This window comes from Plectonema cf. radiosum LEGE 06105 (assembly GCF_015207665.1).
Taxonomy (GTDB): Bacteria; Cyanobacteriota; Cyanobacteriia; order Cyanobacteriales; family Nostocaceae; genus Rivularia; species Rivularia radiosa_A.
The window spans coordinates 1-12,693 of sequence record NZ_JADEWL010000172.1 but is presented as its reverse complement, the minus strand read 5'-3'; the positions used below and the strand labels follow the sequence as shown (position 1 = coordinate 12,693).

The following is a 12,693-nucleotide window of genomic DNA, read 5'->3' as shown; positions in this document are numbered from 1 at the left end:
CCCATCTCCCCATCCCCGTTAACCCAATCAACATCCAAAGGAGAATTAACACCGAGAGCTTCACGAGGTAAAGGAGGTAAACCAGCATTTCGAGTAAAAATAAATTCGCTTTGATTTCCTCCACGGGGTTTGCAAACTTGAGAGATTTTCGTATCAACTGGTATGGTTGGCAACTCGATTAATTCCGTTGGAGGTTGTATATCAATCCCATTAATATTTAATTCACCGTTTAAATTAGGATTTTGTTGAGAAATTGCGGTAATATCGCTGGTTAAAAGTTGTTGGGGATTTAATTCCCTGGGGTTACTGGTGGCTAAAAGTGTGATTAACTCATCTCGACTGCGTGGTTGAATTCCCAAAATACTATTAGCATTGATATTAACTTGACCACCACTACCTGTAAAAGCATTAGCAGTGATGTCGCTATTTTCATTGTTGACGGCAATTATGAAACCATCGGGAATATTAATAGTTATATTACCACCATCGCCATCAAGTTGGGCAATTCCAGCATTGGTAGAGATTTGACTGTTGCGACGCATTAATAGTAAATCTTGTAACTGGAGGTTAATATTGCCTCCCTTTGCTAAGTCGGTTTCAGATACAAGTTTGCCTTGATTGTCTAAAAGTATAGAATCGGCAATGATATTAATTTCTCCTGCATTTCCTAAATTACTTGTATTGCCGACAAAATTAATAGTTGGTGGAAATTTTGGGAATAAACTGCTGACAGTAATTTCAGCTTCATCTCTAACAATCAATTGCTTGGTAGAAATTGTGATTTTTCCAGCATCTGCTGAATTTGATGTTCTAGATACAAGGGTACTGCTCCTATTTGTTGCTGATTTACCAACTAATTCTACAAATTGAGAAGCATTTACAGTTAAATTACCAGCTTTCCCCGTTGCTAAAATAAATTCTGAATTATCACTTCCAGGTTGAAAAGAAGTTTCTACTGATATTATTGCTCCATTAGAAACGAGTAATCTACTTGTATTAATAGTAAGATTTCCTCCATTTCCCTCACCAGCAGTAGCACTAATCAAACTACTAGCTAAAGTAATATCTTGGTTGATAAATTCACCAATTAATTCTACAGAATCAGTAGCATTTACAGTTAAATTTCCAGCCGCACCTTTACCTGAAGTAAAAGCTAGTATTTGAGCGCCATCCATAACAACTAATTTTGTTGCATTAACTGTGATGTCTCCAGCATTTGTGTCATCTGTTGTTGCAGTACTTAAAATCACGGGATTCCCGACTAATTCTACAGAACTACCTTGTAATCGAATACTACCACCGCCATTTTTACCACTCGTATTTACTATCGATCCAATGGTCGAATCATCAATATTTTGTCCAATTAATTGAATATTTTGAAAATTTTCTACACCTTCATAACCCAAAACCCAACCTTGATTGGTTAAATTAAGTTTAACAAAACTGTTAGGAGCAACACTCCCCAATTCAATTCTTCCTGAGTCTACGGTTAAATTACCACCTTCTAATGTTATATCACCGCCAATCAACGCTAATGTTTGACCTGTGGATACTTGTAAACCAACAGGTTGACCAAAGAAATTAGTTGCACCATTCAAAGATGCTTGGGATTGATTACTAATGGGTGCAGCTGTGGCACCAAATTGCAATCCCGTAGGAACGTTTATAGTTAATAAAGGTGTAGTTTGGGGTTCTGTAGCGCTGAATTTGGTACCATCAGCAAAGTTAATACTATTTGCGGTAGTTGCGAAAAAGGAACCATTAATATCTAAAACAGCATTTTTTCCGAAAATAATCCCCGACGGATTAATTAAAAATAAATTTGCCGTACCATTAGCGCGAATTGTACCATCAATATTAGAAATAGATTGACCTGTAATCCGGGTAATAATATTTTGAATATTTGCAAGATTGTTAAAATAAGCTGTTGAACCAGTAGGTACGGAGAAGTTTTCAAAGCTGTGGAATAAATTACTTCCCGCTTGGGTTCCACCTCCAATAATTTTAATATTATCTTGTGTTGTAATGCTCGAATTATTTGGTAGAGTTGCATCGGGAACGATTTGGGCGCTAACAGAATTAGCGTAAATGACTATAGTCGTAAATGCTAGTTTGTGAAAGCAATGCTTCGGAAGCATAATTTATTCCTATATTGCACTTTTAAACAAAATACCACAGTTGTAAATATATCAAAATAATATCCCCGACTTCTATTCAAAAGTCAGGGATATAAATACTTGTTGAGCGTTATAACTAAATAATTTTATTTGGCTAATTTTTTCGTACTCAAAACATAATTAGCAAAAGTTAACACCTACACCAACCTATAGAACAGGGATAGCAACATCTGATGCTAAGCTCTTTACCAGGTATTTCTCGTAAAGCGTCTTTCAGTTCCTGTTCTTTAATATAATCTGTGTTTCGGATTTGATTTAAGTCAAGCATAACTTCAATTCTCAAAGTTTTTTCAATCAAACCTTTGCGAGCAAAAAAATCAGGTAGATTCGAGTTTTTGATTGCTTCCTCCATATGTTGATCAATTTCTTCCTTTAATTGCTTGATTTTATCCATGTTGATCATTAGTCCTTCGCTGTTTTGGGTTGGTTGCAATGGTTGCGCGGTCATAATTTTTTCTCCTTATAGTTGCTAGATTTGTAGACTTAATGCAATTTAGTCTTACGCTTTTTAATAGATGCAAAAAGATTTAACTTATGCAGTTGTTGGTGAGTGACTTACAAATAGATGTTTTTTCATACAAGTTTATGCTAATTAAATAGCTGTATAAAAAGAACTTGAAGTAGAGAGTCAGAGGGAAATACTATTAACTTTGCTTGAACTGCATAAGTTACATATTTATTTTCTATGAATCATATAGACACTTTGATAAACTATCTAAATTAGCTTAATCAACAATTAGTTTGCTTGATGTTTAATTTTTAGATAAAGGTAACTATGACTTTTTGCAGGAGAATTATTTTTATGAAAAGAAAAAACTTAAACATAATTATATTTAGCTTGATTCCATTATTAACGGCGATCGCCATCACAACCTCGAATCAATCAGGACTAGCATCGCAAACACAAGTTAGTAGAAATGCGCCGAAAATACCAATACAGTTGAATAAAAAGCAACAAAGTGGCTCTAATCGAGGAAGACCAACTAGAAGAAGAGGAATGGGTAGCCGTAACGGTTGTCCTGCTACAAATATACCACTAACTGCGTTAATTCCGGAAAACAAAGTAGGTAAAGTAGTGGAAGCAAATCCCACATTTTGGTTATTTATTCCGTATCAACCAAGCAAGATACCTATTAACGGTGAATTTGTTTTGCAAGATGAAGCTGATAATAATGTATATCAGACTGATTTATCAATTGATAAAGGTGAAGGTATTTATAGCATTAGTCTCCCGGTTGAAAAATCTTTAGAAACGGATAAAATATATCAATGGTATTTTAAACTATATTGTAAACCCGATAAATCATCTATTCCTATTTACGTGCGTGGATGGGTGCAAAGAGTAGCACTTCAACCTTTACAACAAAAGCAGTTAATTGCAAATTATTCACCTGAACAACGCTTTGCTTTCTACGTTGAAAATGATATTTGGTATTCAGCTTTAACGGAATTAGCTCAACTCAAACAAGCAAATCCTGATAATAGAATTCTTGCAAAATACTGGTTACAATTGCTCAATAATATTGATTTAAAAGAGTTATCAAATAAACCAATTATCAGTTAACAGTTAACAGTTAACAGTTAACAGTTAACAGTTAACAGTTATCAGTTATAATGCATAAGTTAAACATGATTAGTGTATCCGTGATTGATGAATAGCTTGGCATATAATAAAGCGTATCGGTTTGCTATCAGGATTGTTAATGCATACAAATATCTGATAAAAGAGAAAAAAGAATTTGTTTTATCCAAGCAATTAATTAGAAGTGGTACATCTATCGGAGCAAATATAGCGGAAGCGAATGGAGCCATATCAACAGCAGATTTTTCTGCTAAAATATCTATTGCTTACAAAGAATGTCTAGAAACTAAGTACTGGATTTCTTTATTAAAAGATACAGGGTATTTTGATGAAAAATCATTTCGCAGCATATACGAAGATGCAGACGAAATCGGTAAAATACTCTTCTCCATCCTAAAAAAAACAAGAATGACTGATAACTGATAACTGATAACTGATAACTGATAACTGTCAAAGCCAATTACCAATTAATACATAAGGACTCCAAATCATGGGTAATTCGGTATTTTTTAAAAGCTTAATTTGAGCTTGCTGTAAAGCCTTTACTTTATTAAATTTATTATTGAGTAATTCTTGATAAAATTGACTCATGAATTCAGCCGTAGACTTATCCTCAACAGCCCATAAGGTAGCTAATGTACTTCTTGCACCTGCACGTATAGCAATTCCAGAAAGTCCTAAAGTTGCCCTTTTGTCTCCATCTGCCGTTTGACAAGCGCTAAGAACTAATAATTGAATAGTTTGAGAATCTGTATTTGTATTAATTTGAAATAACCGTTCCAAGTCTTTGAGTTTAAGTAGTTTATTCCAAGCAAGAATATAAGTTTCTTCTAAGTTTGAACTAAAGTTACCGTGAGTGGCAATATGAACTACTGTATATTTAGCAGAATTAATTTGTTTTTCTAAATTGATATCGGTAAATGATTGATTCAAGAGTTTTTTATTATTCGGTATTTGTGATTGAATTTTTTGTAATTCAAATTGTACATTTATCAAAGGATTAAATTCTTTATTTTCAATTAATCGCTTTTCGGTGACTCCAGCCATCAGAATATTTAAATCTTGTTGTTGTAAAGGTTTTGGCTTTAACATTTGCAAACCTGGAGTTAGAGCAATAGCATATTTTTCAATTAAATATTTTGGTGCTTTTCCCGATACATTATTATCATAAAGTACAGCCATGGGAATATTTTTAAAATTTCCATCCAAGACAAATACTAATGTTTCTATATTGTGTTTTTCTAAATCTACTTCTAATGGTCGAATTAACCAATTATAAACTTTTGCGGATATTTTTTTTACTTGATTAATTTGTTCTGGTTGTCTGAGGCTATATTGCAATTTTTCTAAAGTCTCTTCAACTTCATTTGCTGGAATAAAAGTTGTGTAATGATTAAATTGATTTTGATTGGGAAGTTTGAGAATTATTTCCAAACGGTTTTCTAAAATAATTGGATAAATAACTGCTGCTGTGGTATCACTTTGATCAACTACCGTATCAATAATTTCTGGTTTAGCTTGTAAACAAGCTTCTTGAAAATAGTTTTCGATTTCTCTTAATTGCAATGCTTCAATGACATCACGAGCTTGTTTGAGATTTTTCTGGTTTAAATTTGTTTGATTTATATTCTGGAAATTGGGTGATTGTAAAAGTAAATCAACTAATTGTCTGTATACTGGTTCAACATTATCTCGAAATGAAAATTGAATATCTGGATGGAGAATTAGTAAATCACTCCGTAAATCATTAATATTATTAACAGCTTGAGAATAATAATTTAAAGATTCAGTAATATTGTTTTGAACTTTATATATATATCCTAACTGCCATTGCCAAAGATAAGCAATATCTTTTGCGTCTATTGCCAAAGCTAAATTAACAGCTTTTTCACTTAATTGTTGAGCATAATTTAAATTATTTGTTTGTAAATAGACGCTACCTAAAACACCCATTCCGTAAGATTGTAATCTCGTATCTTCCAAAATTTCTGCTTGCTTAATAGCTACGGCTATAATTTGAGCTATATCTTGCCATTCTGGTGCATTATTAGGACTAATTTGTTTTAAGAATAATAAATTTTCTGCTAAATGTATACGAGAATTAATCGATGTTTCTGATATAGGTAATTTATCTATTATCAACTGTAATTGAGAATATAATTTACCAGCGTTTAAAAATTCTTCAAGTTCTATTAATATACTGAGTAAATTTAATTGTGCTTTAACTTTGATTACAGGTAATGTTGATATATTTATAGTCTTCTCATAGGTTTTTACGGCTTGTTGATATAATTTTCTCACCTCTGGTGAAATTGGCTTACTAACATAAAATAATGGTGCTATTTTAGCAAAATTTGTTGTATTTTGTAGACGATAATGCAATCTATTTCCCTTGGCACGTTGAGCATTGCCTAAACTTAGTAATATCTCAGATATTTGAGTATTATATTCATTAAAATTAAAATTTAATTTAATTTCTTGTGCAATTTTATAGCTTTGTTGCAAAGTATTTAAGGAAGCATCAATTTCACCTAAATGTAATTGAACATCACCAAAACTTCGTAATGCTGTAACTTTTATCATCGAAGCTGGTTGTTTATCTAATTCTGGAAGTAACTCTGCTAAAATTTTATGAGCTTGACGATAACGTCCTAATGCTTGTAATGCTAAATTCTGATTGATTAAACTCCGGATTTTTTCATCTTTAAAATTTACTCGTTGATAAATAGTCGTAGCTTGTTTCCAATTATCCAAGGCTAGTAAAGGTTTTCCTAATGTTAATTGTAAGTTAGCTTGAATATCTATAATTTGAGCAAATACTTGTAATTTATGCTTTGATTGCTGATAATCTGGTTGATTTTCTAATAATGTACGACTTTGGATAATATAACTCAAAGCCTGCTGATATTCTCCAATTTGCTTGTAAGTTAACGAAAGATTGCTCAATGCAATAGCTTGTTTAATTTGATTCCCTTGATTTTTAAAAACTTGTACAGCTTGCTTTAAAACCGCTATCGCATCGTTAAACTTCCCTGCATCATGAAGTATTTTACCTTTATCCAGTAAATTTTGTGGATTTATCTCATTTTGAGCAATATAAGTAGAATCATAAATATCTTGGTAAATATATTCAGCATCAGCTTTGGGAGCTAAAACAGGAATGAAAGTAAATAAAACTGCCAGAGCAAATAAAATTATTGTAGAGAGCCATTTTTGATATCGCATCTTTTGGCTTTTTTTTAGTTACATATCTTACCTTATAGTAATTCTGGGCGGAATTGAGATTAAATTACTTCACTTTGAGTACAGGAGTTAAATTTTCTGGAATTCCAGCCATTGCGATCGCGTTACATCCGAGTTTGTAAGCAAAATCAATTGACTCACCAGCAGCTAAAGCGCTGTAGAAACCCACTACAAATTCAATCGCAGCTTTATCTCCGATGGCTTTATTCATCCCGATTACGTAGGGAATATATTGTGAAATTGCCGTTGCTTGCACTTCGGAATAACAAGCATTCAAAATCACACATTCTATACAAAGTCGAGTTTTTTCACTTTTCGGAAGCAAGTACGAGTCAGAATCGCGTTTCTAAAATCGGAATTTTTCAGATTTGCCAAGGTAAAATTTGTATCAGTTAAATCGGCATTGCGAAAACTTGTACCGCCGAACGCCGCAAAAGCAACAGCATAATTACGGATGATAGCGTGCTTTTTATCTCCTTTGATAGCTCGCCAACCAATATAAGAACTTGCGAAGGCGAAGGCTCCGGCTCCTAAAGCAGCTTGTATTCCTTGGCGGATGATAATGAAAAAGTGTTGCTTTCAGAATGTTGGAGACGTAGCAGTGCTACGTCTCTACATTAATGATAGGTTTGTCACAAAATTAATTTGCAGCAGAAACCGCTGACTTTTCAACCATGCGTATTCCTTCCATTTTCATGACTACGCCCTTTGCAGGAGCCAAAGTCACTCCCCGACGCTGAGGTTTTTCGGGTTGATTATCTGCTAAAGCCAAATTGTAACCAGAAACTACTTTGGCTAATACCAACTTCATTTCAAATTCCGCTAAAGCATAACCAATACAGCGTCTAGCTCCAGCACCAAAAGGCATAAATTCATAAGGTGAAAATTGTCTTTCGATAAATCTTTCTGGTTTAAATTGCTTAGAGTCTGGGTATAAATCTTCTCGATGGTGCAGGAGATAAATACAGCCCCAAATCTCGTTACCTGGTTCTATTTGATATCCTAATAATTCTACAGGTTCTTGCACTTCTCTGACAAAAGTTACTAATGCTACGGGATAAATCCGCAAAGTTTCGTTACAGACTGCGGTGAGATACGGGAGCCTAGATATATTTATGGGGTCAGGGTTTTCTCCCAAACTATCTAATTCTTGCAGTAACTTTTCTCGCACTTGGGGCTGTTGATAAATCCAGTATAATCCCCAAGCCATAGCTGTAGCAGTAGTTTCGTATCCAGCAAGCAGCAATGTCATCAATTCATCGCGCAACTCTTGATCTGTCATGGAGTTACCGTTATCATCTGTTGCAGACATCAATAACGAGAGGATATCAACACGAGTTGTATTATCTAATTGAGAACGCCTTTCGTTAATCTCAGTATAAAGCAATTTGTCCAACTGCTCTCTTTGCCGTAAAAAATTACCCCAAGGACTCCATTTACCCAAATCTTTTTGTAAAACCGGAAACAATAAAAAGCCAAAAGCCAGAGGTGAGCGGAACAAATCCAGCATCGCAATTGTTAATGACTTAATTTGTTGATAGCGCTCTCCTTCGTGCAAACCGAATACAGCCTGTAACATCACGCCCAGAGAAATTTCTGATGTCACATCACGAGCAGTAAAAACTCTATCTTGCGGTAGTTGACTAAATATTTTTTCTGTAAGATGACAAATGAGTTCACCGTAGGTTTGCATTCTTTCCCCGTGAAATTGGGGCATTAATAATTTGCGATCGCGCTTGTGTCGAGATCCATCGAGTAACATTACCGAATAGTCACCAACCAATGGCTGTAAAGTTTTATTTGCCTCTCCAGGGGCTGTAAATTTTTTGCGATCGTTAGTTAAAATTTCTTGAATTGCTTGGGGATGGTTAGCGAATATAATCGGTTTATTAGCACCCAATATCTGAGAAGTGAATAGATCAGGATATTGTTTCACAGCTTTTTCCATGAAATCCAAAGGCTTGGTAATCCATTCATATCGTTGTTGAAACATCGGAGTTTTGAGAAAATTGGGTAACTGCATAAAATCACTCATATTTTGTTGTGTCTTAAATATTGTTTAACATAGCAAGCGCGTTTGTGAGGACAAAATAATCTAATCACAGAAGTCGGGTTTTTACGCTATAAATATCCGTAACATCAGAAAATCCGCATAAAAACCCGACTTGTTATCCCACAAAAAATTAAGGTTTTACAGTTTCTATTTTCGATCAATTTTTTATCCCAAGAGTGCATAAACCGAAAAACCCTTTCCCTACATATTCAATGAGACCACAAAGTTAATCGAACAAAAAGGAGTATTGAATAATGGCACCTCAAACTTTAAGTCGCGGTATGAATGGTACAGACGTAGAGCGTTTACAAAAAGACTTATCTGCAAGAGGCTATGAACTTGCTGTGAATGGCAACTTTGACGAATCCACCGAAAATGCAGTTAAAGCATTTCAAGAAGATAACGGCTTAACTGTAGATGGAGTAGTAGGAGCGGAAACTGGTCGGAAGTTGGGCGCTCCTGCTATTTAACTTGAATTTAGCTAAATCAAAAAGAAGCCACACATCTACCCGTAAGGGAGATGTTTAGGACGGAAATAATGCGGTATGCACAGCCACACCGCATTTTCCATTGGGAATTACGAAGTGAGTATTGCGATACAATCTAGTAGTCCTGCTTCTACAGAAGAAAAAATTTAATCAGCTAAAAAACCCATTTCTTTGAAAAAAACTGGGTTTTTCATTATGTTTTAATTATGACAATATCACAAATCATCGAATAATTTAACAACCATTTATAAAATTTCTTTGCACTGCTATAAAAACAATTTTTAATGCATAATATTTTTCTGATTCCCCTAAAAAAAATAATAGTTCAATCCAATATTTACACTGTAATTATGTGTAATTTATTGATATTTATAAGGGAATAATCAAGATGACTATATCATTAAAACAAACTAATTCTCAAGCTAATAAGACTAAAGTAAAAGACAATATTTTTCAAGATAAAAATCTGTTAATTGTTGTCAGTATGACGATGATAGCAATTCTACCATTATTTAGCGTTAGTCCAATTCTGCCAAACATCGCTAAAGGATTAAATATATCTGCTGAACAAACGGGATTTATTATGGCAGCTTTTTTAATGCCTGTTGCCCTGGGAACTCCAATATTTGGAGTATTAGCAGACCGTTTTGGATTTAAACAAGTTCTCATTCCTTCACTGTTGGTATTTTCTCTAGGGGGTGTTTTATGTACCTTTGCGCCAAATTTTCGTAGTCTGATCGAATGGAGAATTTTACAAGGAATTGGTGCTGCTTCTTTGGAATCTTTAGTACTTTCAATTATTGGTAGTTTATATACTGGCAAAAAACTCACCGCAGCTATGGCTGTGAATGCTGGTGCAATTGGTGTTGGTTCAACTATTTATCCCGCTTTGGGAGGGATGTTAGCGGGTATTAGTTGGCGATATCCTTTTCTACTCTCACTATTAGCTGTTCCCGTTGCATTATTAGTAATGTTAAAACTAAAATTGCCTAGAACAGAAAAGAATACTCAAAAATTTCAATTGGTCAATTATGTCAAAAATATTACTAAAATTATTCAAAATCGTGATGTTTTAGCCTTATTTTTTGCGGTAATTACTTTGTTCATGGTAGAGTTTGGAGCATTTTATACCTTTACTCCGGTAATGGCTGAAAATAAATTGGGTGCTTCAAGTGCGGTAATTGGAATTATTTTAACTACAAATGCCATATCTTTGACTGTTTTCTCTTTTGTTGTGGGATTAGCAGCCAATAGAGTTTCGGAAATCAAATTAATCCAAATATCTTTGATTATTTTCTCAATAGCTTTATGCATCATTCCCACAGTTAATTCTATTCCGATGCTGGTAATTCCCTGTGTTCTCATCGGTATAGTTGAAGCTCTAGCATTTCCTTCACTTCAAGCATCTTTAGCTAAATTTGCTCCTCCAGATTATCGTGCTGGTTTTATGTCCCTCAATGTTACAGTGCAATCCATAGGAAGAGCTATAGGTCCAGTTTTTGCGGGAATCATCTTTGGAGTTTGGGGAATACAAGGAGTTTGTTATATCGGTGCTGTTGTAATTGCGATCGCGCTGGTTGTATTCAGTTTCTTAATTAGTTCAAAATCCCCAAGAGTTTAGATAAAATACCAATCACACAACCCCAAACCTCTGTAGAGACGTTGCACTGCAACGTCTTTGTGTATTTATGGTTGTATAGAGAATTTAATTAATAATCAGCACTTAGAGCCTAGGAAGCAGAATTATAGCGGTTTTCACTTGGGTGCAATAGAAATTTTACCTCAAATTGCATAATTCAAAATTCTTCACCCCTAACTAAAAATTAACAGATCAAATTTGTGCTGGTAAATATGTCTATTTCTACAATTGAAAGATTAAATCCATTTGTTAAAGAAGTAATTAGCGATCCTTACAGTTTCTATAGTTATTACAGAAAAGCAGACCCAGTACATTGGGGAATGTCTGCAAATCCCAATTTACCTGGTGCTTGGTATCTATTCCGATACCGGGATGTCATGAAGGTAATGGAAAGTCCGAAATTTGGTCGGGAAGCTAGTAAGGTGAGAAATGATGGTGAAGGTTCTCCTGTACCAAAGGCTTATGGTGGTTTTAGTTCGATGGTCAGTAATTGGATGGTATTCCGTGACCCTCCTACTCATACCAGATTAAGAACTATTGTAAATAAGGTTTTCTCTCCCAAAATGGTGGAGAATATTAGACCTGCCGTTATCGGAATAGCTGATTGTTTATTAGATCGAATTCATCTACAAGGGGAGATGGATTTAGTAGAAGATTTTGCTTTCCCTTTACCAATCATGGTAATTGCCGATATGTTGGGAGTTGACCCCAAAGACCGTCCACTATTCCGACAATGGGCTTTAGCATTACAACACGCTAGTGCTTCTCGTCTCACACCATCTCCGTCGGTTTACGAACAAGCGGAAGCTGCAACACAAGGATTTATTGAATACTTTAAAAAGGAAATAGCAAAGCGACACCTTGAACCGGGTAAGGATTTAATTACTGCTTTGGTAAAGGCACGGGATGAAGGAAATAAGTTAAACGATGAAGAAATACTTGCTACTTGCATTCATTTATTAACCGCAGGTCATGAAACTACAGTTAATTTGATTAGTAAGGGAATATTGGCTTTATTGCGTCATCCCCAGCAACTGAAATTATTGCGATCGCACCCAGAATTAATTCCTTCCTCTGTCGATGAGTTGGTGAGATATGACTCTCCGGTACAAATGGTGAGTCGTTGGGCTTATTCGGATTTTGAAATTGACGGTAAAGTTATTAAACGTGGTGATAGCGTTAATTTAATGTTGGGTTCTGGGAATCGAGATGAGGAACAGTTTGAAAATCCCGATGAATTGAATTTTGAACGAGAAACATCTAAACATTGCGGTTTCGGTAGCGGGATTCATTTCTGCTTGGGTTCAACACTCGCTCGTGCTGAAGTCACTATTGCTTTAAATACTTTACTAAATAGATTGCCTAATTTGCATTTAAAAGAAGATGCAATTGAATGGGCAGATAATATTGTGTTCCACGGACCGAAGCATTTACAAGTTGGTTTTAGTTCTCCCAGAGATGCGAAAGGTTTGTGGGGACACGACCACGTTTGAAGGGATGGGGGGATGGGG

11 protein-coding genes are annotated in these 12,693 nt (G+C 34.8%); 5 read left to right on the top strand and 6 right to left on the bottom strand.

Annotated features, from left to right (window positions below):
* Together IQ247_RS28320 and IQ247_RS28315 are read right to left on the bottom strand one after the other, a co-directional pair.
* Positions 1-2,138: two-partner secretion domain-containing protein (locus IQ247_RS28320; protein WP_193925073.1), on the bottom strand; the 2,138-nt coding region annotated here is incomplete at its 3' end.
* Between the two features lie 169 nt (positions 2,139-2,307).
* The gene (locus IQ247_RS28315; protein WP_193925072.1) at positions 2,308-2,625 is read right to left on the bottom strand and encodes a hypothetical protein; all 318 of its coding nucleotides are present in this window, start codon (positions 2,623-2,625) and stop codon (positions 2,308-2,310) included.
* A 354-nt stretch (positions 2,626-2,979) separates the two neighbouring features.
* Between IQ247_RS28315 and IQ247_RS28310 the strand changes: the two genes are divergently transcribed.
* Both IQ247_RS28310 and IQ247_RS28305 read left to right on the top strand, forming a co-directional pair.
* Positions 2,980-3,741 (top strand): DUF928 domain-containing protein, encoded by a 762-nt coding sequence (locus tag IQ247_RS28310; RefSeq protein WP_193925071.1) that lies wholly within the window; start codon positions 2,980-2,982, stop codon positions 3,739-3,741.
* An 87-nt stretch (positions 3,742-3,828) separates the two neighbouring features.
* Positions 3,829-4,182, top strand: a complete 354-nt coding sequence (locus IQ247_RS28305) for a four helix bundle protein (RefSeq protein ID WP_193925070.1) — start codon at positions 3,829-3,831, stop codon at positions 4,180-4,182.
* Between the two features lie 27 nt (positions 4,183-4,209).
* Here IQ247_RS28305 and IQ247_RS28300 read toward each other — a convergent pair whose 3' ends face one another.
* The 4 genes from IQ247_RS28300 to IQ247_RS28285 all read right to left on the bottom strand — a co-directional run bounded on the left by IQ247_RS28300 (position 4,210) and on the right by IQ247_RS28285 (position 9,025).
* On the bottom strand, positions 4,210-6,984 hold the full coding sequence (locus IQ247_RS28300) for a CHAT domain-containing protein (RefSeq protein ID WP_193925069.1): 2,775 nt from the start codon (positions 6,982-6,984) through the stop codon (positions 4,210-4,212).
* Between the two features lie 64 nt (positions 6,985-7,048).
* Positions 7,049-7,327, bottom strand: coding sequence for a CHAT domain-containing protein (locus tag IQ247_RS28295; protein WP_228060119.1), 279 nt, complete (start codon positions 7,325-7,327; stop codon positions 7,049-7,051).
* On the bottom strand, positions 7,291-7,377 hold the full coding sequence (locus tag IQ247_RS32920; protein WP_265579713.1) for a pentapeptide repeat-containing protein: 87 nt from the start codon (positions 7,375-7,377) through the stop codon (positions 7,291-7,293). Before IQ247_RS32920 ends, IQ247_RS28295 begins: the two co-directional genes overlap by 37 nt.
* Before the next feature lie 265 nt (positions 7,378-7,642).
* On the bottom strand, positions 7,643-9,025 hold the full coding sequence (locus tag IQ247_RS28285; RefSeq protein ID WP_193925075.1) for a cytochrome P450: 1,383 nt from the start codon (positions 9,023-9,025) through the stop codon (positions 7,643-7,645).
* A 284-nt stretch (positions 9,026-9,309) separates the two neighbouring features.
* Between IQ247_RS28285 and IQ247_RS28280 the strand changes: the two genes are divergently transcribed.
* The 3 genes from IQ247_RS28280 (at position 9,310) to IQ247_RS28270 (ending at position 12,675) form a co-directional block, all read left to right on the top strand.
* Positions 9,310-9,525 carry a peptidoglycan-binding domain-containing protein gene (locus tag IQ247_RS28280; RefSeq protein ID WP_193925068.1) on the top strand — a complete coding sequence of 72 codons (216 nt, stop codon included), beginning with the start codon at positions 9,310-9,312 and terminating at the stop codon, positions 9,523-9,525.
* 406 nt (positions 9,526-9,931) lie between these two features.
* On the top strand, positions 9,932-11,164 hold the full coding sequence (locus tag IQ247_RS28275) for an MFS transporter (RefSeq protein ID WP_193925067.1): 1,233 nt from the start codon (positions 9,932-9,934) through the stop codon (positions 11,162-11,164).
* A gap of 230 nt (positions 11,165-11,394) precedes the next feature.
* Positions 11,395-12,675, top strand: coding sequence for a cytochrome P450 (locus IQ247_RS28270; protein ID WP_193925066.1), 1,281 nt, complete (start codon positions 11,395-11,397; stop codon positions 12,673-12,675).
* Positions 12,676-12,693: the final 18 nt, after the last annotated feature.